This is a genomic window from Mycetocola reblochoni REB411 (assembly GCF_900163835.1).
Classification (GTDB): domain Bacteria; phylum Actinomycetota; class Actinomycetes; order Actinomycetales; family Microbacteriaceae; genus Mycetocola_B; species Mycetocola_B reblochoni.
Genome location: NZ_FUKR01000036.1, coordinates 153,427 through 177,168 on the forward strand (window position 1 = coordinate 153,427; position 23,742 = coordinate 177,168).

The 23,742-nt window shown below is 71.1% G+C and carries 21 protein-coding genes; 19 read left to right on the forward strand and 2 right to left on the reverse strand.

Features of this window, described 5'->3' with window-relative positions; translation table 11 throughout:
* Positions 1–3 precede the first annotated feature (3 nt).
* Complete coding sequence (locus tag FM119_RS06675; protein ID WP_087136898.1) at positions 4–921, forward strand: tyrosine-type recombinase/integrase; 918 nt, start codon at positions 4–6, stop codon at positions 919–921.
* Positions 922–1,119: 198 nt separating this feature from the next.
* Here the strand turns inward: FM119_RS06675 and FM119_RS14385 are convergent, their stop codons facing one another.
* Positions 1,120–2,094 (reverse strand): M23 family metallopeptidase, encoded by a 975-nt coding sequence (locus FM119_RS14385; RefSeq protein ID WP_143822641.1) that lies wholly within the window; start codon positions 2,092–2,094, stop codon positions 1,120–1,122.
* Between FM119_RS14385 and FM119_RS06685 the strand changes: the two genes are divergently transcribed.
* The 15 genes from FM119_RS06685 (at position 2,093) to ligA (ending at position 18,391) form a co-directional block, all read left to right on the forward strand.
* A complete protein-coding gene (locus tag FM119_RS06685; RefSeq protein WP_087136900.1) occupies positions 2,093–3,556 on the forward strand; it encodes a sugar porter family MFS transporter in 1,464 nt (487 codons plus the stop codon). The two genes, FM119_RS14385 and FM119_RS06685, sit on opposite strands and share 2 nt — an antisense overlap.
* Before the next feature lie 302 nt (positions 3,557–3,858).
* Positions 3,859–4,746 (forward strand): 30S ribosomal protein S2, encoded by an 888-nt coding sequence (gene rpsB / locus FM119_RS06690; RefSeq protein ID WP_087136901.1) that lies wholly within the window; start codon positions 3,859–3,861, stop codon positions 4,744–4,746.
* Positions 4,747–4,769: 23 nt separating this feature from the next.
* A complete protein-coding gene (gene tsf, locus FM119_RS06695; RefSeq protein ID WP_087136902.1) occupies positions 4,770–5,597 on the forward strand; it encodes a translation elongation factor Ts in 828 nt (275 codons plus the stop codon).
* Positions 5,598–5,709: 112 nt separating this feature from the next.
* On the forward strand, positions 5,710–6,432 hold the full coding sequence (pyrH, locus tag FM119_RS06700; protein WP_087136903.1) for a UMP kinase: 723 nt from the start codon (positions 5,710–5,712) through the stop codon (positions 6,430–6,432).
* Between the two features lie 80 nt (positions 6,433–6,512).
* On the forward strand, positions 6,513–7,067 hold the full coding sequence (gene frr / locus FM119_RS06705) for a ribosome recycling factor (protein ID WP_087136904.1): 555 nt from the start codon (positions 6,513–6,515) through the stop codon (positions 7,065–7,067).
* A 45-nt stretch (positions 7,068–7,112) separates the two neighbouring features.
* The gene (locus FM119_RS06710) at positions 7,113–8,090 is read left to right on the forward strand and encodes a phosphatidate cytidylyltransferase (RefSeq protein ID WP_245827328.1); all 978 of its coding nucleotides are present in this window, start codon (positions 7,113–7,115) and stop codon (positions 8,088–8,090) included.
* A gap of 34 nt (positions 8,091–8,124) precedes the next feature.
* Positions 8,125–8,682: a DivIVA domain-containing protein gene (locus FM119_RS06715; RefSeq protein WP_087136905.1), complete on the forward strand. Its 558-nt coding sequence runs from the start codon at positions 8,125–8,127 to the stop codon at positions 8,680–8,682.
* Positions 8,683–8,737: 55 nt separating this feature from the next.
* The gene (locus FM119_RS14190; RefSeq protein ID WP_245827330.1) at positions 8,738–9,451 is read left to right on the forward strand and encodes an aggregation-promoting factor C-terminal-like domain-containing protein; all 714 of its coding nucleotides are present in this window, start codon (positions 8,738–8,740) and stop codon (positions 9,449–9,451) included.
* 31 nt (positions 9,452–9,482) lie between these two features.
* Positions 9,483–9,767 carry a hypothetical protein gene (locus FM119_RS14195; RefSeq protein ID WP_087136906.1) on the forward strand — a complete coding sequence of 95 codons (285 nt, stop codon included), beginning with the start codon at positions 9,483–9,485 and terminating at the stop codon, positions 9,765–9,767.
* A 91-nt stretch (positions 9,768–9,858) separates the two neighbouring features.
* Positions 9,859–10,587: an alpha/beta hydrolase gene (locus FM119_RS06730; RefSeq protein ID WP_179205246.1), complete on the forward strand. Its 729-nt coding sequence runs from the start codon at positions 9,859–9,861 to the stop codon at positions 10,585–10,587.
* Between the two features lie 123 nt (positions 10,588–10,710).
* Positions 10,711–12,492 (forward strand): DUF8094 domain-containing protein, encoded by a 1,782-nt coding sequence (locus FM119_RS06735; RefSeq protein ID WP_087136908.1) that lies wholly within the window; start codon positions 10,711–10,713, stop codon positions 12,490–12,492.
* Positions 12,489–13,409: a co-chaperone YbbN gene (locus tag FM119_RS06740; RefSeq protein ID WP_087136909.1), complete on the forward strand. Its 921-nt coding sequence runs from the start codon at positions 12,489–12,491 to the stop codon at positions 13,407–13,409. Before FM119_RS06735 ends, FM119_RS06740 begins: the two co-directional genes overlap by 4 nt.
* A gap of 17 nt (positions 13,410–13,426) precedes the next feature.
* Positions 13,427–14,701, forward strand: a complete 1,275-nt coding sequence (locus FM119_RS06745) for a cysteine desulfurase family protein (RefSeq protein ID WP_087136910.1) — start codon at positions 13,427–13,429, stop codon at positions 14,699–14,701.
* 9 nt (positions 14,702–14,710) lie between these two features.
* Positions 14,711–15,826 (forward strand): tRNA 2-thiouridine(34) synthase MnmA, encoded by a 1,116-nt coding sequence (mnmA, locus tag FM119_RS06750; protein WP_218778732.1) that lies wholly within the window; start codon positions 14,711–14,713, stop codon positions 15,824–15,826.
* Between the two features lie 261 nt (positions 15,827–16,087).
* Complete coding sequence (gene ligA, locus FM119_RS06755; protein ID WP_087137003.1) at positions 16,088–18,391, forward strand: NAD-dependent DNA ligase LigA; 2,304 nt, start codon at positions 16,088–16,090, stop codon at positions 18,389–18,391.
* A 150-nt stretch (positions 18,392–18,541) separates the two neighbouring features.
* On the opposite strand, the gene FM119_RS06760 is transcribed toward ligA, so the two are convergent.
* On the reverse strand, positions 18,542–20,245 hold the full coding sequence (locus FM119_RS06760; protein ID WP_087136911.1) for a long-chain-fatty-acid--CoA ligase: 1,704 nt from the start codon (positions 20,243–20,245) through the stop codon (positions 18,542–18,544).
* 105 nt (positions 20,246–20,350) lie between these two features.
* On the opposite strand from FM119_RS06760, the gene gatC reads away from it, so the two are divergent.
* Genes gatC through gatB form a run of 3 tightly spaced genes read left to right on the forward strand, consistent with a single transcriptional unit; the run spans position 20,351 to position 23,660 of the window.
* On the forward strand, positions 20,351–20,650 hold the full coding sequence (gene gatC / locus FM119_RS06765) for an Asp-tRNA(Asn)/Glu-tRNA(Gln) amidotransferase subunit GatC (RefSeq protein WP_087136912.1): 300 nt from the start codon (positions 20,351–20,353) through the stop codon (positions 20,648–20,650).
* Positions 20,647–22,158 (forward strand): Asp-tRNA(Asn)/Glu-tRNA(Gln) amidotransferase subunit GatA, encoded by a 1,512-nt coding sequence (gene gatA, locus FM119_RS06770; RefSeq protein WP_087136913.1) that lies wholly within the window; start codon positions 20,647–20,649, stop codon positions 22,156–22,158. The genes gatC and gatA overlap by 4 nt, the downstream gene beginning before the upstream one ends.
* A complete protein-coding gene (gatB, locus tag FM119_RS06775) occupies positions 22,158–23,660 on the forward strand; it encodes an Asp-tRNA(Asn)/Glu-tRNA(Gln) amidotransferase subunit GatB (protein WP_087136914.1) in 1,503 nt (500 codons plus the stop codon). The genes gatA and gatB overlap by 1 nt, the downstream gene beginning before the upstream one ends.
* Positions 23,661–23,742: the final 82 nt, after the last annotated feature.

The following is a 23,742-nucleotide window of genomic DNA, read 5'->3' on the forward strand; positions in this document are numbered from 1 at the left end:
CCTATGGAACTCGGCAGGGCAATCGACGGCTACATCGATGCCGTTCTGTCCTCGTCGCGTCTGTCGACGCGGACCCTGACCGCATACGCGTCAGATCTCGAGGCGCTGCACCGATACTGCTCGTCGCGCGACGTGACCGACACCGGCCAGATCGACCTCGAGCTTCTGCGCGACTGGCTGTGGTCCGACGCCCAACAGGGGCATGCACCCGCGACTCTCGCCCGGCACCGTGCCGCGGTGCGCGGCTTCGGCGAGTGGCTGCGCGACACGGGGCGTACGGCGGCGAACCCGGCCGCCCGTCTCCGGGCCCCCAGCCCGGGGCGCTCCCTGCCGCACCTCGTCCGCTCGGAACGGATCGCCGATGCGGCTGCCGCGCTCAGGGACGCGTCCGCGCAGGGCGACCATCGTGCCGGGCGCGACCTGTGTGTCCTCGAACTGCTGTACGCCACCGGCATGCGCGTGTCGGAACTGGTCTCCCTCGACGTCGACGGGGTCAACCTCGATGAGCTGACCGTCCGGGTGACGGGGAAGGGCGACAAGGAGCGGGTCATCCCGTTCGGCGTGCCCGCACGGACAGCAACGATCGACTACGTGACGCGGGATCGGCCCGCCCTGCTCGGGAACCGGCCGTCCCGGGCGACAACGGCCGCGTTGGTCCTCGGTGTGCGCGGCGAACGCGTGAACGCCAGGACCGTGTATCGCATCGTCAACGGGCTCTTCCCCGAGGCGGGCGGCCCGGCCGGTGCCGGGCCACACACGCTTCGGCACAGCACGGCCACTCACCTTCTGGACGGGGGAGCCGACCTCCGGAACGTGCAGGAGTTCCTCGGGCACTCCTCACTGGGCACCACCCAGATCTACACGCACGTGTCCGCCGAGCGTCTCGCCGCGAGCTATCGTCAGGCACACCCGCGGGCCTGACCGGTGTGCGGTGACCCGTCCACGCCGGTCGCAGACGGCGCGTCTACCGGAGGAGGTGCGCCTGCCGCATGGTGCGGCACTCTCCGCCGGGAGTCCGCCGTTCGTCGGGTGTGCCCCGTCCGTCGCGGCTGCCGGCTCCGCCGGGCAATCCTTGGCCGCCGGGCGGGCCGGTCGAAGGGCGGGGCGGCGCCGGTGACGTCAGCCGCCCGCAGAGGGAAGGAGGCGCGCATGCCGACGTGGCTCCAGAACCAGAAGAGGGTCGCGGTAGACGCCGTCGACCCGGAGGCCCAGGTGCAGCACGGCATCATCGGCGCACCGATCCTCCGCACAGGGCTGCGCGGTGTCGCACCCCGGAGGCGAGTCGCGCAGATGACTCGTGCCGACGACCCGACCCAGGCGCTCGCCGCCGTCGAGTCGCTCGCCGACACGAACGGCCGCGTCCACCGGGAGGTACGAGCTGATCCTGCCGTGCCCGTGATCGACGCTGACCACCGGTGTTCCGGCAACACAGCCGACGAACGACACCGTCCCTGATGCGATCGCCATCACCGTCGAGTCGTCCGAGCCGAGGTCCACACCCCTGTGGCCCGGACCGAAGTCGCTCGCAGGCGGATCGAAGGCCCGGAGGACGCGTGCGTCCTCCACCGGCCAGAACCCGTCGGGAGGAGTCCGCTCGTCACGGTGGGAGAACCGTCGGTGTGGCCCCCGATCCTCGCCCCACGGCGATCCCGTCGTGACGGCGGAGAGCCGCGGATCCGGGAGTGCCGCTGCGAGGCCGGCATCGCCGCTCCTCGCGGTGCCGACCGTCAGTGCGAGGAGGCCGGCGACGAGACGCAACGTGGCGTCCCTACGAGGACGTCGCGGTCGATGCGCCGGCGCATCGCCGGGGCCGCCCCGGCCCCCGGGCGACGCGGGTTCAGCCTCCGTGCGATCCGACGGTCGCACACCTCCGTGGCGGGGATAGACTCTCCTGGTCATCACGGCAGCATCTCTACGATGGGGTGCGGCCGGGAGGGCGACCGTGTTCCGACGAACCGGCGGCGTGTCCGCCGGGTTGTGCAGGGGCGAGGGTGCAGAGGTGCGCTCGACCGGCCTCCCCGCTCTGACCGCTGCGATGCGGAGAGAGCGCGGACCGGGCGACGACGCGCGTTCACGGGAACGAGGGGGAAGCATGACCGGTCCGACCACCGCGCAGGGAGACGAGAGCCGCCGACTCGGGCGGCGTGTCAACGCGCTCGCCGCGGCCGCCGCCGTCGGCGGATTCCTGTTCGGCTTCGACTCGTCCGTCGTCAACGGTGCGGTCGATGCCATCGAGGCGGACTTCTCGCTCGCGGCGACGGCGACCGGATTCGCCGTCGCGTCGGCCCTGCTCGGGTGCGCCGTCGGCGCCTACCTGGCCGGGCGTCTCGCCGACCGCTGGGGTCGCGTTCCCGTGATGCTCCTCGGCGCCGTGCTGTTCTTCGCGAGCTCCCTCGGTGCGGGGCTGGCCTTCGCCGTCTGGGATCTCGTGGTGTGGCGGGTCATCGGCGGTCTCGGCATCGGCATCGCCTCGGTCATCGCCCCGGCGTACATCGCCGAGGTCGCGCCGAGTAACGCCCGCGGACGGCTCGGCTCGCTGCAGCAGCTGGCCATCACACTCGGAATCTTCACCGCCCTGCTCAGCGACGCTGTGCTCGCCCAGACCGCCGGGGGTGCGGGGGAGACGCTCTGGTTCGGCATGCCCGCCTGGCGGTGGATGTTCCTCGTCGGGGTGGTCCCCGCGCTCGTCTACGGTGCGCTCGCGCTGACGATGCCGGAGTCACCCCGCTTCCTCGTGCTGAGGGGGAGGAACCCCGAGGCGAGGGGGGTGCTGGCCACCCTCATGCCCGAGGGGCAGGTGGAGACGGCGATGACCGAGGCCATCGAGACGGTCGAGGAGGACCGCAGAAACAAGCGGACCGCGTCACTCCGGGGGCCCCTGCTCGGGCTGCTCCCCGTGGTGTGGGTCGGTGTGGTCCTGTCCATGCTGCAGCAGCTCGTCGGCATCAATGTGATCTTCTACTACTCGACGACGCTGTGGAAGGCCGTCGGCTTCGACGAGTCGAACTCGCTTCTGATCTCGGTGATCACGAGCGTGACGAACGTGCTCGTCACCCTGATTGCGATCGCGCTGGTCGACCGGGTTGGGCGACGACCGTTGATGCTCGTCGGCTCGGCAGGGATGGCCCTGTCTCTCGGCGCGATGACCCTGGCGTTCAGCCAGGCGGGGATGAACGCGGCGGGCGAGCCCGAGCTCACCGGTGCCTGGGCGCCCATCGCACTCGTCGGGGCGAACGCGTTCGTTGTCGCCTTCGGCGCGAGCTGGGGTCCTCTGGTGTGGGTGCTGCTGGGTGAGATCTTCCCGAACCGGATCAGGGCGCGCGCCCTCGGGGTCGCCGCCGGTGCCCAGTGGCTCACCAACTTCGCGGTGTCCGTGTCGTTCCCGTTCCTGTCGCAGGAGGTGTCGCTGACGCTCGCCTACGGGCTGTACACCGCGTTCGCGGCGCTGTCGTTCGTTTTCGTGTTCCGGGTCGTCCCCGAGACGAAGGGGACGAATCTGGAGGACGCCGATCGCCTGTTCGATGTCGCTCCCCGCGGGCGGCGACGACGGTCATGAGCTGAGCCGCGCGGGCGGAGTCCGGGCGGATTGCTGAGATCGTTGTCGGGCGGCGGCCGGATCGGCGGTGAACGGTGTCGCCAGACCGCTCGCGGGACGTGCCGGAGGTGACCGCGGGCGCGCATGTCTGGTGCTACGATGAACCAGCACCCCTGTGTGGGGTGACTTCGCGCGTCGATATGACGACACATCCTTCGGTCCCCGCAACGGGGTGGCTGTGCGTCCGGCGCCAGGGCCGCGGCGATCGCCGCGACATCAACCGTGAGGCATCGCCGTGTGCGATGCAGAGAAGGAGAACGACCATGGCCGTCGTTACCGTTCGCCAGCTGCTCGACAGCGGCGTGCACTTCGGGCACCAGACCCGCCGCTGGAACCCCAAGATGAAGCGATTCATCTTCACCGAGCGTTCCGGCATCTACATCATCGACCTGCAGAAGTCGCTGTCGTACATCGACGCGGCCTACGACTTCGTCAAGGAGACGGTCGCCCACGGCGGGACCGTCCTCTTCGTCGGAACGAAGAAGCAGGCGCAGGAGTCCATCGCCGAGCAGGCGACCCGCGTCGGTCAGCCCTACGTCAACCAGCGGTGGCTCGGTGGTCTGCTGACCAACTTCAACACCGTCTCCAAGCGTCTCGCTCGCATGAAGGAGCTCGAGGAGCTGGACTTCGAGGACGCCTCGAAGTCGGGCTTCACCAAGAAGGAGCTCCTCATCAAGAAGCGCGAGCTCGACAAGCTGCACAAGTCGCTCGGTGGAATCCGCAACCTGTCGAAGACCCCCAGCGCGCTCTGGGTCGTCGACACGAAGAAGGAGCACCTCGCGATCGACGAGGCCAAGAAGCTCGGCATCCCCGTCGTCGCGATCCTCGACACCAACTGCGACCCCGATGACGTCACCTACCCGATCCCGGGCAACGACGACGCGATCCGCTCCGTCAGCCTGCTGACGCGTATCGTCGCCGACGCTGCGGCCGAGGGCCTCATCCAGCGTCACCAGAAGCCCGCCGAGGGCGAGCAGGCCGAGCCTCTGGCCGAGTGGGAGCAGGAGCTGCTGAACGCAGACGCCCCCGCCGAGACCGAGACGGCGTCGACCGAGGCTGCTGCCGAGACCGAGGCTCCCGCCGAGGAGACCGCGGCCCCCGCGACGGCCGACGCCGCTGAGGCGCCCGCCGCCGAGTCCGCCGCCGAGTAATCCACCGAAGGAGACTGCACGTCATGGCTAACTTCAACATTGCCGACCTCAAGGCGCTGCGCGAGCAGCTGGGCACCGGCATGACCGACACCAAGAACGCTCTCGTCGAGGCCGACGGCGACGTCGAGAAGGCGACCGAGATCCTTCGCCTCAAGGGCGCCAAGGGCAACGCGAAACGTGCCGACCGCTCGACGAGCGAGGGCCTCGTCGCCGTCGCCGAGGGCGACGGCCGCGCAACGATGATCGAGCTCGCCTGCGAGACCGACTTCGTCGCCAAGAACGACAAGTTCATCGCCCTCTCCGAGAAGGTGCTCGAGGCCGTCGCGGCCTCCGGTGCCACCTCGGCCGAGGCCGCGGTCGCCTCCGCCTTCGGCGAGGGCACCATCGGCAGCCTCATCGAGGACCAGGCGGCCACCATCGGCGAGAAGATCGAGCTCCGCCGCGTCGCGGTGCTCGAGGGCGAGAAGTTCGCCGTCTACCTGCACCGGACCTCGAAGGACCTGCCGCCGCAGATCGGTGTCGTCGTCGCCTACACGGGTGACGATGCCGAGACCGCCCGCGCCATCGCACAGCACATCGCGATGTTCGACCCGCAGTACCTCACGCGTGATGAGGTCCCCGCGGACGCCGTCGAGAAGGAGCGCGAGCTCGTCACCGAGATCAGCCGCAACGAGGGCAAGCCCGAGGCCGCCCTGCCGAAGATCGTCGAGGGTCGCCTCACCGCGTTCTTCAAGCAGGTTGCGCTCGTCGAGCAGGCCTACGCCCGCGACAGCAAGGTCCAGGTCAAGTCGGTCCTCGCCGACGCCGGTCTGACCGTGACCGGGTTCGCCCGCTTCAAGGTCGGCGCCTAGTCGGCAACAGGGTCCGGGTCGCGTGCGACCCGGACCCTTTTCCGTGCCCACCGCGGCGCGCTAGCTTTACCCCAGACGAGCCAGAACCACCGAATCAGAGGAGACCCGCCCCATGACTTCCACCCCCAAGCCCCGCCGTGTTCTCCTGAAGCTCTCCGGCGAGGCGTTCGGCGGCGGCTCCCTCGGGGTCAACCCCGATGTGGTCAGCGCGATCGCCAGGGAGATCGCCGAGGCGGCCAAGACGGTCGAGATCGCGATCGTCGTCGGTGGCGGCAACTTCTTCCGCGGTGCCGAGCTGTCGCTCCGCGGCATGGACCGTGGGCGCGCGGACTACATGGGCATGCTCGGCACCGTGATGAACTCTCTCGCTCTGCAGGACTTCCTCGAGCAGGCCGGCGCCGAGACCCGCGTGCAGTCGGCGATCGAGATGACGCAGGTCGCCGAGCAGTACATCCCTCGACGCGCGGAGCGCCACATGGAGAAGGGTCGGGTCGTCATCTTCGGCGCCGGCGCGGGACTGCCCTACTTCTCGACGGACACGGTCGCGGCGCAGCGGGCGCTCGAAATCGACGCCGATGTCGTGCTCGTGGCCAAGAACGGTGTCGACGGGGTGTACTCCGCGGACCCGCGCGTCGACCCGACCGCGGTCAAGATCGACCACATCACCTATCAGGACGCCCTGCAGCGGGGCTTGAAGGTCGTCGACTCGACGGCGTTCAGCCTCTGCATGGACAACAACATGCCGATGCAGGTATTCGGCATGGAGCCCGCGGGCAACGTCACCGCCGCACTGCTCGGGGCCGACATGGGCACCGTTGTGAGCAACGCCTCCTGAGCCGGGGTGCCGCGTGGTCGGAGGCCCGATCCGCCCGGCTAGACTGAGACAGAACACCAACGCAACGCAAAGGAGTCCCCGTGACCGCGGACGTGCTGACTGAGACCGGATCCCGCATGAGCAAGGCCGTCGAGGTCGCGAAGGACGACTTCGCGACCGTTCGGACGGGCCGCGCGAACCCCCAGCTCTTCCAGAAGATCCTGGTCGACTACTACGGCACGCCGACGCCGCTGGCTCAGCTCGCTGCGCTGCAGAACCAGGAGGCACGGACGATCGTGATCTCCCCGTACGACAAGTCGGCGCTCCGTGACATCGAGCAGGCCATCCGCGACTCACCGAACCTGGGCGTGAACCCCTCGAACGACGGGACGATCATCAGGGCCACGATGCCGGAGCTCACCGAGGAGCGGCGTCGCGAGTACGTGAAGATGGTCAAGAGCAAGGCCGAGGATGCGCGCGTGGTGATCCGCAACCTGCGCCGCAAGGGCAAGGACGATCTCGAGGCGCTGAAGACCGAGGTCGGCGACGACGAGGTCGCACGTGCCGAGAAGGAGCTCGAGTCCCTGACCAAGAAGTACATCGAGGCCGTTGACGAGGCCCTCAAGCGCAAGGAAGCCGAGCTGCTCGAGGTCTGAGCCGGCGTTGGTGTGTGTCGTGTCGCGGTCGAGGGGCGGTGAGCGGTGGTGAAACTCCACGAGGAGAGCGGGTCGCCCTCGGGCGACCGCGATCGCGGCTCCGAGCTGCGTGCGCAGTTCAACTCGACACGTGAGGACATCGAGCGGCAGGTGCAGGCGACGCGGCAGCACCTGGACGAGGTCAACGAGCGGATCGAGGCGAAGGCCGGACGCAACCTGATCGCGGCGATCGGCATCGGTCTGCTCGTCGGGGGTGGGGTCCTGCTCAGCCTGATCTTCGTCAAGGAGATCTTCCTCGTCGCCGCGACCGCGTTGATCGCCGCAGCGTCCGTCGAGCTGGCCAACGCCTTCCGCACGGCCGGCAGGCGGATTGACGTCATTCCGCTGGCGACCGGCTCGGTCCTGGTGATGCTCAGCGGCTACCTGCTGGCGCCCGAGTGGCGCTGGGGCGTGCTGGTCGTTGTGCTCCTCGCCCTCGTGCTCTGGCGCGTGCTCGCTGCCCGCCTCGGCGCGGAGGCCGGACCGGCGCGGCTCACCGATGTGACGGCCACCGTGCTCGTCCTGGTCTACATCTCCGTTCTCGGCAGCGTCGCGATGACCCTGCTTGCGCAGGACGGCGGGCAGTGGTGGGTGCTCGCGTTCATCATCCTCGTCGTGAGCGTCGACACCGGCGCCTACGCGGCGGGGGTGCTGCTCGGACGTCACCCGATGGCGCCACGGATCAGCCCGAAGAAGACCTGGGAGGGTTTCGCCGGTGCGGCTGTCGCGTCGCAGATCGCCGGCATCCTTGTGTCCGTGCTGATGCTCGGCCAGTCGTGGGTGCTCGGTGTCGTCTTCGGCGCGCTGATCCTCCTGACCGCGACGATGGGCGACCTCGGCGAGTCGCTGATCAAGCGCGACCTCGGCATCAAGGACATGAGCTCGTGGTTCCCCGGTCACGGCGGCATCCTCGACCGGCTCGACTCGATGCTCCCCTCCGCGCCGATGGCCTTCGGCGTGTTCATCGTCAGCACTCTGCTGTGACCGCCGCGCAGCATCCCGAGAGGTTCTCCCACCCATGACCACCCCGAGTTTCCCGATGTCGAAGCGCGGTGCGCGAGGCTACCGCGTGGCCGAGGTGGACCGGTTCCTCACGGCGGCGCGCGCGGCCTTCGACGGTGACGACGCCGACGCCGACGATCCTCTGACCTCCGCGGACATCCGAACGACCTCGTTCCGGCTGCGACGGAAGGGGTACTCCGTGCCTCACGTCGACGCGGCGCTGGAGCGGCTGGAGGATGCCTTCGCCCTGCGCGAGCGCGAGGGCGCGCAGGCGCTGGAAGGCCCGGATGCCTGGCTGGGGGAGGCGCGCGACTCGGCGCAGGTGATCCTCGACCGGCTCTCCGCACCCGACGGTGAGCGGTTCGACCGTGCCGCTCGGCTGAAGCTGGGGTACAGCGTCGAGGACGTCGATGCCTTCGCGGCCGCGGTTGCCGACTACTTCCAGGGCCGACGTGGCCTGACCGTCGCCGAGGTCCGCCAGGTGGCCTTCCGCCCGCAGCGTGGCGGGTATCGCGATACGGACGTCGACGCGCTCCTCGGCGACGTCGTCGCGGTGATGCTGGCGGTTCGCTGACGGCCGTGTGTCGTTCCTGGCATTGCCGAGACCGTTTCGTTACACTCGCTCTATCGTGAGTAAACATCTGGCAGTGAACCCGAACCCTGCGCCCTCCGCTCGACCCCGCCAGGGGTCGTCGTCGGTCAGGCGAACGTCCTTCAGCGCTCTGGCGTTCGTCGCGTCCTTCGGATTCGTGCTGACCATGGTCGTCGACCCGACCTCCGTGGCGGTCGCCTCCCCTTACTACGCGGCGCCGCAGATGCGCGACACCTCCGGGGGAGATGCGCAGTCACTCCGTCTCGCCGGCGACTACGAGACCTCGTTCAGTCGCGACGAGTTCGAGACGGTCGCGGCCCCCGAGCCTGAGCCCGAGCCCGAGGAGACGGAGGATGCCGTCGAGGTCGACGTCGACGCGGCCGACGGCGCCGCTGAGGCAGAGGCCGAGACCGACGTCGCCGCGGCTCCCGCCGTGGCCGCGCCCGATCCCGGCACCGCCCAGGCGATCGCCTACGACATGGTCGTGGCCAAGGGCTGGAGCGACTCGGAGTTCGCCTGCCTGGTGTCCCTGTGGAACAGGGAGTCCGGCTGGAACGCCTCCGCCCACAACGCGGGCAGCGGCGCCTACGGCATCCCGCAGGCCCTGCCCGGTTCCAAGATGGCATCGGCCGGAGCCGACTGGGCGACCAACCCGGCGACGCAGATCACCTGGGGGCTCGGCTACATCGAGGGCCGCTACGGCAGCCCCTGCGGTGCGTGGGGCCACTCGGAGAGCGTCGGCTGGTACTGAGCCGCGCCGTCGACCGCCGTCACCACCCCCGATGCCACGCCGACACCGTCGCCTCCACGAGCCAGCGGACAGCGACCGCCTCGAGAGCCTGAACGCGTCATGGCGGCGGACCGAGCAGCGCCGTGGGGTCAGCTGGACCGTGCAGCCGATCACGGCGGCGCGCGCTCTGAAGGCGTACCGCTGCCCTGGCTGCGACCGGGTGATTCCGATCGCGACCGCTCACCTGGCCGTGTGGCGTGCCGACGGGGTACTCGGGGACCGGTCGGATCTGGATGCGCGGCGCCACTGGCACGAGCACTGCTGGCGGATCGCATGAGGATGGAGCGCAGCGCGTCCCGGTCGGCCGTCGACCTGACCGATGGCCGGTCGGCTGGCACCGTGACCGATACGTGGGAGAGGACAGCGCCGTGAGCACGGAGATCCGATCGAATGTGGTGCTTCCCGCGAGGCGCGAGGACGTCGTCCTGCGGACCGCCGACGGCCTGACTCTCGTCGGCGAGCTCGCCCTCCCGCTCGACAGGGAGCCGGTCGCGACGCTGGTCACCCTCCACCCGCTGCCCACCGCCGGCGGATTCATGGACTCTCACGTGCTGCGCAAGGCCGCCGCGCGCCTGCCGGCGCTGGCCGACCTGGCCGTGCTCAGGTTCAACACGCGGGGGACGACATCGCCGCGGGGAACCAGCGACGGTGCGTTCGGTGAGGGCGACCTCGAGGCGCTCGACTTGGCGGCGGCGATGGACCTCGTGGCGGACCGCGCGCTGCCCCACCCCTGGCTGCTCGGCTGGTCGTTCGGCACGGAGGTCGCACTCAAACACGGGAGGGAGCATCCCGTCGAGGGCGCGATCCTGCTGTCGCCGCCGCTGCACAGGACCAGCGAGGCGGAGCTGTCCGCCTGGGCCGACGACCCGAGAAGGATCGTCGCGCTCGTCCCCGAGCACGACGACTATCTGCGGCCCGTCGAGGCCGCCGAGCGCTTCGCGGCGATCCCCGGGGCGGAGGTCATCGGGATCGACGGCGCGAAGCACCTCTGGGTGGGGGAGAGGCAGGCCGGCCGTGTCCTCGAGGAGATCGTGCGGGTCGTGAACCCGGCCGCACGTCCCCTGCCGAGCGTGTGGTCCGGTCCGTCCCCGGCGTGACCCGGTGGCAGCCTCTCAGGCTCTGCCGCTAACCTGGACTGTCTGTGTTCGCCCCGTCTCAGGCGTTGGCAGCCCCCGATCGCTATCGGGGACGCGCCGTCGGGGCCCAACGAGGAGTTTTACGTGCGTTTTGTCTACGCGATTGCGGCCTTCATCATCGCCGCGGTGATGATCCTGACCGGTCTGGCTCAACGGACCGTGTTCTTGGGGCCGTCGGCGGTGCGGTCGGACGTGACCGTGAGCGGTGAGAACCCGTACATGGTCATCGACGGCAGCGTGCTGACGTCGCACGAGGGGCAGCAGAGCCTCACGGTGACGGGTGCGGACGAGGTGTTCCTGGCCTACGGCAGGACGGCCGACGTCATGGCCTGGCTCGGGCAGGCCGGCGCCAGCTACGACCGCGTCACCCTCACGGCTGACCCGAACAGCGACACCCCCATCCAGACGACCTCCGCGACGGCTGAGCCGGTCGACCGTGTCGACGTCGACCCCGAGGCTAACCCTGACCCGCGCGGCTCCGACCTGTGGCTCTCGGAGACGAGCGACGACCTCTCGGCTCTGGCCACGATGAGCGTCGACGAGGACAAGTCGGTGCTCATCGCCGCGGACGGCGTCGAGGCGGTGCCCGGCGAGGTCAAGCTGTCCTGGCCCCTCGACAACTCGACGCCGTGGGCCGGACCCCTCATCGCCGGGGGTCTGCTGATGCTCGCCGTCGGGATCGTGCTCTATATTCTCGCGTTCGTGCACCACAAGCGGTCGAGGGGGCCGAGGAGGCGCGGCAACCCGGAGCTCACGGACGGGTCGGGGCGTCGACGCCTCGGCGGCCGCTCGCGGACCCGGTCGATGGTCGCCGTCACCGGGCTCGGCGTCGGCACCGCGATCGTGCTCTCCGGCTGCTCCCCGGCGTACTGGCCCGACCTGGCGCCCACGCCGACGGCGACGGGCGAGGCCGAGCAGATCGAGGAGGCGCTCGAGGACGCGGCTCCCCCCGCGCTGACCGGCCCGCAGCTGGAGCGCATCGTCGTCAAGGTCTCCGACGTCGCCACCCAGGCCGACGCCGATCTGGACCGCTCGCTGATCGAGACCCGTTTCGACGGTGTCGCGCTGGAGAGCCGTCTGGCCAGCTACACGATCCTGGCCGAGCAGGAGGAGCGGGACGTCAACGACGAGGACAAGGCCGCGGCCCCGGAGGCGATCCCCGCCAGCCCGGTCAAGCTCACGCTTCCCCAGGCGGTCAGCGGCTGGCCGCGGACCGTGTTCACGGTCGTGAACGCGGGTGAGGAAGCCACCGTCGCCCCGACCGCCCTCGTGCTGACACAGAACAGCCCGCGCGACAACTACACCGTGCGCCGCGTCGTCAAGCTCGAGCCGGATGCGAGCATCCCCGAGCTGGCGCCGGCGACGATCGGGGCATCACTGGTGCCCCCGGACTCGAGCTTCCTCACGATCGCCCCGAATGCGATGGCCGGCGCCTACGCCGACCTCGTCGAGAACGGCGAGAAGAGCGAGTGGGCCGAGTACTTCCCCGAGGAGTCCGATGCGCTGCGCGAGAGCATCGCGACGAACCTGAAGAAGGCGAGGGAGTCGCTCGGCGACACCGGTGAGCTCTCCAGCGAGGTCGTCGCGGGCGAGAGCGATCCGGTGGCGTTCGCGACGCTGAACTCCGGCGCCCTGGTCTCGGTCGACATCCTGGAGACGCAGAAGGCGACGCCGTCCGAAGAGGGCGTGACGCTGACGACCTCGGGGCGCATCCAGCTGCTCAGCGGCGTCGACGAGACCACGACGGGCGTCGAGACCCGGTACGGGGACCAGCTGCTGTTCTACGTTCCGCCCGCGGGCAGCGAGGAGAAGATCCAGCTGCTCGGATTCAGCCAGGACATCCTGTCGTCGAAGGAGATCGAATGAGTTCCGACCGCTACAGCCTCCCCTCCGACACCGGGGTGGGGAACGCTCCCGCCACGTCGGCCGCTGCCGCCTCGCCCGCGGGGCAGGGCGCCGGCGCCGAGGTTGTCGTCCCGTCGCTCGTGGCCCCCGTCACCGAGGAGACCTTCCAGGGCTTCATCGAGCTCTCGGCGACGCTGCCCCTCGTCGTTCTCATCCGCTCGGCGCAGGACCTCGTCTCCGTGGAGCTCGGTCCCGTCCTGGAGGCCGCCGTCGAGCGCCTGCACGGCCGTGTGCTGCTGCTGACCGTCGAGGCGGAGCAGAGCCCCGGCATCGTTCAGGCGTTCCAGGCCCAGAGCGTTCCGACCGTCGTCGCGGTCATCGGCGGGCGCCCCGTCCCGCTGTTCGAGGGCCAGGCGACGGCGGAGCAGATCGACGGCGTCCTCGGCCAGCTGGTGGAGCTCGCCGCCCAGTCGGGTGTGAACGGACGCGCCAGGGTCGACGACAGCGAGCCCGAGCCCGAACCGCTCCCTCCGCTGCACCAGGAGGCCTACGACGCCATCGCGCGGGGCGACTATGCCGCCGCGGCGACCGCGTACCGGACGGCCATCGCGCAGCAGCCGGGCGACGCCGACGCGGTCGCCGGTCTGGCCCAGGTGGAGCTGCTCAGCCGCGTGCAGGGGCGGACAGCCGACGACATCCGCTCCGCGGCCGCGGCCGCGCCGTCGGACGTCGACGCGCAGCTTGCGGTGGCGGACCTCGACCTGTCCGGCGGCCACGTCGAGGACGCGTTCGACCGTCTGCTCACGCTGTTCGCGGATGCCGACCCGGATGGCAGGACGGCCATCAGGGAGCGTCTGCTCGACTACTTCCAGGTCGTGGGAACGACCGACCCGAGGGTGGCCTCCGCCAGGGCGCGTCTGACCAACCTGCTGTTCTGAGCGCGTCAGGAGCCGGGGTGTCCGTCTACATCGATCACGCGGCGACGACGCCGCTCCGGCCCGAGGCCAGGGACGCCGCCCTGGCGGAGTGGGAGCTGACCGGCAACCCCGCGTCGATCCACGCCGCCGGACAGGCGGCGAGGACGCGTCTGGAGTCGGCCAGGGAACGCCTCGCGGCCGTGCTCGGCTGCGACCCCATCGAGGTCGTGCTGACCTCCGGCGGCACGGAGTCCATCAACGCCGCGCTCAAGGGGTTCTTCTGGCAGCGGAACGCGGTGTCCGCCGCACCCGTCGTCGTCGTGCCGGAGGGGGAGCACCACGCGACGCTCGACACGGTGGACTGGCTCGCGCAGCGCGCGGGGGCGCGCCCCGTTCTCGTGCCGTTGGCGCGGGACGGCGCTGTTCCCGTCGACGCCGTGGCCCGGGCACTGGGCGCGGAGCCGGGACGGGTCGCCTGGGTGAGCGTCATCTGGGTGAACAACGAGGTCGGGACGGTGAGCGATATCGACGCCATCGCCCGACTGTGCGCCCAGCGCGGGGTGCCCCTGCACGTGGACGCGGTCGCCGCGGGGGGACTCGCGCTCGACTTCGCCGAACGGCGGCGGCGCACGGGCTCCCGTGACGGCGCGGGCCTGGTCGCGGTCAGCGTGTCCGCGCACAAGGTCGGCGGGCCGGTCGGCGTCGGGGCGCTCGTGCTGTCGCGGGACGTCGCGCCCGAGGCACTGCTCCACGGTGGAGGGCAGCAGCGCCGGCTCCGCTCGGGGACGCAGGACGTCGCGGCGGCGGCGGCCTTCGCGGCGGCGGCCGAGGCGGCCGCGAGGGATGCCGCGTCCGAGTCCGCCCGCCTCCGTTCCCTCCGGGACCGTCTGATCGCCGGGGCACGGAGGCTCGTGCCGGGCGTCCGCGTCAACGGTGCGGTCGGGGAGGGGCACGACGCGACGGCCTCCGACGCGATCGCGCATCTGAGTTTCCCCGGCTGCGAGGCCGACTCGCTGCTCTTCCTGCTCGACATGGCCGGCGTGCAGGTCTCGACGGGCTCCGCATGCCAGGCGGGGGTGCCCGAGCCGTCCCACGTTCTCCGCGCGATGGGGCGGAGCGAGTCGGAGACCCGCGGGGCGCTGCGGCTCAGCCTCGGGTGGACCAGCAGCGAGGCCGACGTCGACGCCTTTCTCGCCGCGCTGCCCGAAGCCCACGCTCGTGCCGTCGCGGCGGGACTGTCCGACCGGGTCGTCGCCGGCCGCGGCCCCGCACCGGGCTGGGTGACGGACGACGCGGGTGCCGAGGGCACGTAGACTGCCGGGGTGAAGGTTCTCGCAGCGATGTCCGGTGGTGTCGACTCCGCCGTCGCGGCCGCGCGCGCGGTCGAGGCGGGGCACGAGGTGGTCGGGGTCCACCTGGCGCTCAGCCGCATGCCCGGCACTCTTCGAACCGGCAGCAGAGGGTGCTGCACGATCGAGGACTCGATGGACGCCCAACGCGCCGCCACCGTGATCGGCATCCCCTACTACGTGTGGGACTTCTCCGAGCGGTTCAAGCTCGACGTGGTCGACGACTTCATCAGCGAGTACAGCGCGGGCCGAACCCCGAACCCGTGCATGAGGTGCAACGAGAAGATCAAGTTCGCCGCCCTGCTGGAGAAGGCGCTCGCTCTCGGCTTCGACGCCGTGTGCACCGGGCACTACGCGACCATCGTCGAGGACGCGGACGGCCGCCCCGAACTGCACAGGGCCAGCGCCTGGGCGAAGGACCAGTCCTACGTCCTCGGCGTCCTCACCGAGGAGCAGCTGCGACACACGCTGTTCCCGCTGGGGGACACCCCGTCCAAGGACCTGGTCAGGGCTGAGGCGGCGGAGCGGGGGCTCAGTGTCGCGGCCAAGCCGGACAGCTACGACATCTGCTTCATCCCCGACGGCGACACGCGGGGCTGGCTCGCGGACAGGGTCGGCGCGGAGCCGGGCGAGATCGTCGATCGTTCGGGTGCCGTGGTCGGCAGCCACGACGGCGCCCACGCGTACACCGTCGGCCAGCGTCGCGGGCTGAACCTCGGCGTCCCCGCACCGGATGGCCGTCCCCGCTTCGTCCTCGAGGTGAAGCCGAGGACGAATCAGCTCGTCGTCGGGCCGAAGGCGGCGCTCGCGGTCGCGGAGATCGCCGGGACGCGGATGAGCTGGGCCGGCCCCGAGCGGTCGGAGGGGGAGACCTTCGACTGCGAGGTGCAGATCAGGGCTCACGCCGACCCCGTTCCCGCCACCGCCGTTCTGATGCGCGGGACGGAGGGCACCGAGTGGATCGTGCGGCCGGCGACGCCGCTGGACGGGGTGGCCCCCGGTCAGACCGCCGTCGTGTACGACGGCACCCGCGTCGTCGGGCAGTTCACCATCGCACGGACGGTCAGCGCGGTTCCCGTCGACGCGTGAGGGGCGTGCCTCCTGGCCCGCGTGCGGGCGAGCCGGCCGTCCGGGCTGACGGGGGCGGGGCCAGGGCAGCGCCGACGTGGCGGGCGTGGGCGGAGCGAATCCTCGACGGGCGCTGCCGTCGCCGTCGCCCTGCCGGTGGGGACCGTCGGTGGTCGGGCCTAAACTGTCCGGGTGACGCAGCCATCCCGCACCGAGTCCTCCGCCGTGCCCTCTCCCTCCGACACCGGCGAGGCGGATCCCGAGGCGCTCGCACGTGCGGACGTGCGGGTGGGGGAGCTCACCGAGCGCATCGTGTCGCTCAGGGACGCCTACTACAACCACGACTCCTCGCTCGTCGCCGACGCCGACTACGACGCCCTCGTCGTCGAGCTGGAGGAGCTGGAGGACCGTTTTCCCCTGCTGAGACGTCAGGACAGCCCCACTCAGACCGTCGGGGGGCAGGCCCAGCAGCTGTTCGCCCCGGTTCGCCACGCCGAGCGGATGCTCAGCCTCGACAACGTGTTCGGCCCCGAGGAGTTCCTCGCCTGGGCGGCGCGCACCCGCGAGGCCGTCGGCGGCCCGCTCCGCTGGCTCTGCGAGCTCAAGATCGACGGGCTCGCGATCAACCTCCGCTACGAGCGCGGCGTCCTGGTGAGCGCGGCGACGCGCGGCGACGGCGTCGTCGGGGAAGACGTCACCGAGAACGTCCGCCTCATCCCGTCGATCCCCGCAGTCCTGCACGGCGAGGGCCTGCCCGAGCTCGTCGAGGTCAGGGGCGAGATCTTCTTCCCCGTTGCCGCCTTCACCGAGCTGAACGCGCAGCAGCAGCGCGTCGGGGAGCGGGTGTTCGCCAACCCGCGCAACGCGGCGAGCGGGTCCCTGCGGCAGAAGGCCGAGTCGAAGACCCCCGCGCAGCTCGAGCAGATGCGCAGCCGGCTGGGGGCGCTGCAGATGCTCGTCCACGGGATCGGAGCCTGGCCCGACCCGCCCGTCGCCACCCAGTCCGAGGTCTACGGCTTGCTGCACGCCTGGGGTCTGCCGACCTCGACGCATACCGCCGTCCTCGAGAAGGACGATGACGTCGTCGCGTTCATCGAGCGCTACGGTCGCGAGCGAGGCAGCGTCGAGCACGAGATCGACGGGATCGTGATCAAGGTCGACTCGCTGGCGGCGCACGAGGAACTCGGTGCCACCAGCAGGGCACCGCGCTGGGCGATCGCCTACAAGTACCCGCCGGAGCAGGTGACGACGGTGCTCCGCGACATCGAGGTCGGCGTCGGCCGGACCGGCAGGGCCACGCCCTTCGCGATGATGGACCCGGTCCGCGTGGCCGGAAGCGTCGTGCGCCAGGCGACGCTGCACAATCGCGAGGTGGTGCAGGCCAAGGGCGTGCTGATCGGCGACACCATCATCATCCGCAAGGCCGGCGACGTGATCCCCGAGGTGCTCGGGCCGGTCGTGGAGCTGCGCACGGGCACGGAGCGCGCTTTCGTCATGCCGGAGGACTGCCCGGAGTGCGGCACGCCCCTGCGGGCGATGAAGGAGGGCGACATCGACCTCCGCTGCCCGAACGCGCGCAGCTGCCCCGCGCAGGTGCGCGGAAGGGTCGAGCACCTGGCGTCCCGCGGCGCGCTCGACATCGAGGGACTGGGCGAGGTGTCGGCCGCGGCACTGACCCAGCCCGAGGTCCCCGACACCCCTCCGCTGGTGACCGAGGCGCGCCTGTTCGAGCTGTCCATGGATGAGCTGCTGCCGATCGAGGTGATCGTCACTGACGCCGAGACGGGTCTCCCGCGCGAGGACGAGGACGGTGTGGTGCGCAGGCGCATGCCGTTCCAGCGCATCGTCAGGGAGTACCCGGCGGAGGCTGCCGGCCTGGACGCCGCTGAGCGCCGTGCCCGCGGGCTGACGAAGACCCATGCGGTGGCCTACCCCTCCCAGCTCGCCGTCAAGCTGCTCGAGAACATCGAGGCAGCCAAGACCTCGGAGCTCTGGCGGCTGCTCGTGGCGCTGAACATCCGCCACGTCGGCCCCGTCGCGGCTCGCTCGCTGGCGGGGTACTTCGGCTCCCTCGACGCGATCCGCTCGGCCGACCGTGAGGAGCTCGCGGCCGTCGACGGGGTCGGTCCCACGATCGCCGACTCGGTGCTCGAGTGGTTCGAGCACGACTGGCACAGGGAGATCGTCGACCGCTGGAGCACCGCGGGCGTCCGCTTCGCGACGCCGGGTCACCCGGGTCCCGGCGCGCGCAGCGAGGGAGGGGTGCTCAGCGGCCTGACGGTGGTCGCGACCGGGTCGCTCGACGGATTCACCCGCGAGGGCGCGCAGGAGGCCATCATCTCGGCCGGCGGCAAGGCGGCGTCGAGCGTGTCGAAGAAGACCGACTTCGTCGCCGCGGGTCCCGGCGCGGGGTCCAAGCTGGCGAAGGCGGAGCAGCTCGGCGTGCGGGTCATCGACGCCGAGCAGTTCGCCGTGCTCGTCAGCGTCGGCCCCGAAGGGCTCTCCGGCGACGGGCGCGACGATGAAGCGGAGTCCGCGGAGCCGTCCGCGTCCGCGGATCCCGCGGACGACCCGGCGGGGGCGTAGCCGAGCGGTCGGTGTCGTCCGCCCGGCCACCGCGCGCGGCGTCCGGTCGTCGCGGTCAGGACCTGCGCGCTGAGGACCGCAACGGTCACCGCCGTCGCGATCAGGGCCGTCGGCGTCGTCCGGCCACTCGCCGGCGGGCGGTTCCCCGCGTCACGAGCGCTCGAGCAGCTGCTCCCTGACGCGGCGCCGGAGCACCTTGCCGATCAGCGACAACGGGAGCTCGTCGACCACGACGACGCGCCGGGGCACCTTGTAGGGGGTGAGGCGTTCCCTGACGTAGGCGCGCAGCTCCTCGCCGTCGACGACCGCACCGGGGGCGGCGACGACGGCGGCGACGACGTCCTCGCCGGAGTGCTCGCTCGGCAGCCCGACGACGGCCGCGTTGTCGACCGACGGGTGGGACCTCAGCACGTCCTCGACCTCGCTCGGGGCAACGTTGAAGCCGCCGGTGATGATGAGCTCCTTGATGCGGTCGACGATCGTCACGAAGCCGCCGTCGAGGATGCGGGCGATGTCGCCGGTACGGAACCAGCCGTCGGCGGTGAACGCCGCCGCGGTCTCGTCCGGGTGGCCGACGTAGCCGGAGAACACCTGCGGGCCCCTCGCCTGCAGCTCGCCCTCCTCGCCGAGCGGGAGCACCCGCTCGGGGGACTCGGGGACGGCGATGCGCAGATCGGTCCCGGGCAGAGGCAGGCCGACGGTCCCGGCCCTGCGGTTCGGAGCGACCGGGTTGGCCATGAGGACGGGGGAGCACTCGCTCAGGCCGTAGCCCTCGACGAGGTAGCCGCCCGTCGCCTCCTCCCACGGCGTGACCAGGCTCTCTCGCAGTGGCATGGCACCGGAGATGGCGATCTCGATGTCGGCGAGCGACACGTGCTTCTCCGTGGCGGCGGCGAGCAGCCGTTCGGCGATGGGAGGCACGAGCGGCAGGAACGTCGGCGGGTGGGACCGGATCGCGGTGAGGACCAGCTCGGGGTCGAACTTGGGGAACAGCACCAGGCGCGCACCCATGCTCATGGCGAAGGTCAGGCACAGCGTCAGCCCGTAGGCGTGGAACATCGGCAGCACGGCGTAGACGACGCAGTCGCCGCGGGAGATGTCGGGGACCCAGGCCTGGGCCTGGTCCGCGTTGGCCAGCAGGTTGGCGTGCGTGAGGATCGCGCCCTTGGGGGCACCCGTCGTCCCCGAGGTGTACTGCAGAACGGCGACGTCGTCGCGGGAGGGGAGCGGGTGCGCGGGGTCGATGGCCCCCGACGACAGCAGGCGCTCCCACGTCAGCGTGCCGGACACGGGCGTGGTGAGCGCGGCGCGCCCCTCGCGGGCCCGGCGGACAGGCAGGCGGAGGGCGGCGCGCATGCGCAGCGGCAGGGCGGGGACGAGGTCGACGGAGACGAGGTGCTCGACGGCGAGGTCGGAGGGGAACTCCTGCACCGTCGAGACGACGTTGTTCCACACGATCGCGACGGTGGCTCCGTGGTCCTCGAACTGGTGACGGAGCTCCCGCGGCGTGTACAGCGGGTTGTGCTCGACGACGACGGCGCCCAGGCGGAGCACCGCGTAGAAGGCGACGATGTGCTGCGGGCAGTTGGGCAGCACGATCGCGACGACGTCCCCCGCCGTGACGCCGAGCCGGCGCAGCCCCTCGGCCGCACGGTCGATCTGCTCGGTCAGCTCCCGGTAGCGGGTCTCCCTGCCGAAGAAGTCGAGCGCGACGGACTCGGGGTGCGCCGCCGCCGTGTTCTGGACGATGGTGAGCAGGGAGCCGGTCACGGGGCCGAGCTCGAGCGGAACGCGGTCGGCGTAGCTGGCGAGCCAGGGACGGTCGGCTGGCGAGGGGCTCGGGTTTTCAGTCACGGCGACAGTCTAGGTGCGGCCCGTCGGGGCGCAGGCGACCCGCGCCGTCGGCGGGCGGCCGGGCCGTAGAATGGTCGCATCCCGCTAACGACCCACTGGAGTGATATGTCTGACATCACGCCGGAGCTGGTGCGCCACCTCGCGTCCCTGTCCCGGATCGACCTGCACGACGAGGAGGTCACCTCGCTGACGAGCGAACTCGGCCAGATCGTCGAGTCCATCGCCAAGGTGCAGGAGGTGGCCACCGACGACGTCGTCGCGACGAGCCACCCGATCCCGCTGCAGAACGTCTCCCGACCCGACGAGGTCGGCGAGACCCTGACGCAGGAGCAGGCGCTGAGCAACGCGCCCGACAGCGCGGACGGCCGGTTCCGTGTCCCCGCCATCCTGGGGGGAGAGCAGTGAGCGGCATCGTCGGCCTGACCGCCGCGCAGCTGGCGGAGCGTCTGGGCGCGGGCGAGGTCTCCTCGGTGGAGGCGACGAGCGCTCACCTGGACCGCATCGCGGCGGTCGACGGCGACGTCAACGCGTTCCTCCACGTCTCGGACCACGCCCTCGAGGTCGCCCGGTCCATCGACGACCGCCGGGCGGCGGGCGAGGAGCTGGGTCCGCTGGCCGGGGTCCCGCTCGCGATCAAGGACGTCCTGGTGACGACGGACATGCCCTCGACCTCGGGCAGCCGGATCCTGGAGGGCTACATGTCGCCCTACGACGCCACCGTCGTCGCACGGTCGCGGGCGGCCGGCCTGGTGCCGCTGGGCAAGACCAACATGGACGAGTTCGCCATGGGCTCCTCGACGGAGCACTCGGCCTTCGGCCCGACGCGCAACCCCTGGGACCTCAGCCGGATCCCCGGTGGCTCGGGCGGCGGCTCGGCGGCGGCGGTCGCCGCGTTCGAGGCGCCTCTCGCCCTCGGCTCCGACACGGGGGGCTCGATCCGACAGCCCGCGCACGTGACGGGCACCGTCGGCGTCAAGCCGACGTACGGTGCGGTCAGCCGCTACGGCTCGATCGCGCTGGCGTCGTCCCTCGACCAGGTGGGCCCGGTGAGCCGGACGGTGCTCGACGCCGGTCTCCTCCAGGACATCGTCCAGGGGCACGACCGCTTCGACTCGACGTCGTTGACCACCCAGTGGCCGTCGATGGCCGAGGCCGCGCGCGAGGGGGCACGGGGCGACGTGCTCGACGGCCTGCGTGTCGGCATCGTCCGCCAGCTCGGCGGCGAGGGCTTCCAGGCCGGTGTGCGGCAGCGTTTCACCGAGACGGTCGAGATGCTCCAGGCGGCGGGTGCCGAGGTCGTCGAGGTCGACGCCCCGCACTTCGAGTACGCGGTCGCGGCGTACTACCTGATCCTCCCCGCCGAGGCGTCAAGCAACCTGGCGAAGTTCGACTCGGTGCGCTTCGGCCTCCGCGTCGAGCCGGCGGGCGCCACGAGCGAGCAGATGATGTCGGCCACGCGCGAGGCCGGCTTCGGCCCCGAGGTCAAGCGTCGCATCATCCTGGGCACCTACGCGCTCAGCTCCGGCTACTACGCCGCGTACTACGGCAGCGCTCAGAAGGTCCGCACGCTGATCCAGCGGGACTTCTCGGCCGCGTTCGCCCAGGTTGATGTCCTGGTCAGCCCGACGGCTCCGACCACGGCGTTCCCGCTCGGCGAGCGGGTGAACGACCCGCTGGCGATGTACCTGAACGACGTGACGACGATCCCCGCGAACCTCGCGGGCATTCCCGGCATCAGCGTTCCGATCGGGCTCGCACCCGAGGACTCGCTGCCCGTCGGGCTGCAGATCATGGCCCCGGCCTACCGGGACGACAGACTGTACCGGGTCGGCGCCGCGGTCGAGGCGCTGGTCGAGAACGCACTGGGGGGCACGCTCATCTCGCGGGCGCCCGCGCTGGGAGGAGCACGCTGATGGCCGCGGACAAGCTGATGGACTACGACGCGGCCCTCGAGCTGTTCGAGCCGGTGCTCGGGTTCGAGGTGCACGTCGAGCTGGGGACGAAGACGAAGATGTTCTCGCACGCACCGAACGTCTTCGGCTCGGAGCCGAACACGAACGTCACCCCGGTGTGCCTGGGGCTGCCGGGCTCGCTGCCGGTGGTGAACGAGCAGGCCGTGCGCTACTCGATCAGCCTCGGGCTCGCGCTCGGCTGCCAGATCGCCGCGTCGAGCCGCTTCGCGCGGAAGAACTACTTCTACCCCGACAACCCGAAGAACTACCAGATCTCGCAGTACGACGAGCCGATCGCCTTCGAGGGCAGCGTCGAGATCGAGCTGCCGGACGGCTCGCTGCGCACGATCCCGATCGAGCGCGCGCACATGGAGGAGGACGCGGGCAAGCTCACCCACCTCGGCGGGTCGGGCGGCCGGATCCAGGGCGCCAGCTCCTCTCTCGTCGACTACAACAGGGCCGGCGTGCCGCTGGTGGAGATCGTCACCCACCCGATCTTCGGCACCGAGGCCCTCGCGCCGGAGGTCGGCCGCGCCTACGTCGGCGCGATCAGGGACATCGTGCTCTCGCTCGGCATCTCCGAGGCGAAGATGGAGCGTGGCAACCTCCGCTGCGACGCCAACGTCTCGCTCCGCCCGCGCGGTCAGGAGAAGCTCGGCACCCGCACGGAGACCAAGAACGTCAACTCGCTCCGCTCGGTCGAGCGCGCCGTGCGGTACGAGATCCAGCGCCAGGCCGCGATCCTCGCCGAGGGGGGGACCATCACGCAGGAGACGAGGCACTGGCACGAGGACACAGGGGTGACCTCCTCCGGCAGGCCGAAGTCGGATGCGGACGACTACCGCTACTTCCCCGAGCCGGACCTGCTGCCCGTCGTGCCGTCGGCCGAGCTGGTCGAGCAGTTGCGGAGCGAGCTGCCCGAGCAGCCGCTGGCGCGCCGCCGCCGGCTGAAGGCGGACTGGGGCTTCACCGACCTGGAGTTCCAGGACGTCGCCAACGGTGGTCTCGTCGACGTCGTCGAGGCGACCATCGCGGCGGGCTCGAGCCCCGCGGCGGCGCGCAAGTGGTGGACGGGCGAGATCAGCCGCAGGGCGAACGCCGACGGCGTCGAGGTCACCGAGGTCATCCAGCCGGAGCGGGTCGCGGAGATCGCCGCGCTCGTCGAGGCGGGAACCCTCACCGACAAGCTGGCCCGACAGGTCCTCGAGGGCGTCATCGCGGGTGAGGGGACCGCCCAGGAGGTCGTCGACGCCAGGGGGCTCGCCGTGGTCTCCGACGACGGGGCGCTCATCGCCGCGGTCGACGAGGCGCTCGCGGCGCAGCCGGACGTGCTCGCCAAGATCCGCGACGGCAAGGTCCAGGCGGCCGGAGCCATCATCGGATCCGTGATGAAGGCGATGCGCGGCCAGGCCGACGCTGCCCGTGTCCGTGAGCTCGTGCTGGAGCGCGCGGCCGCCGAGTGATCGACGGCTGTCGGCGGGGAGCCGGCCGACACCGCACGCAGGCCGCCCACCCGTCGAGGGTGGGCGGCCTGCGTCGTTGGTG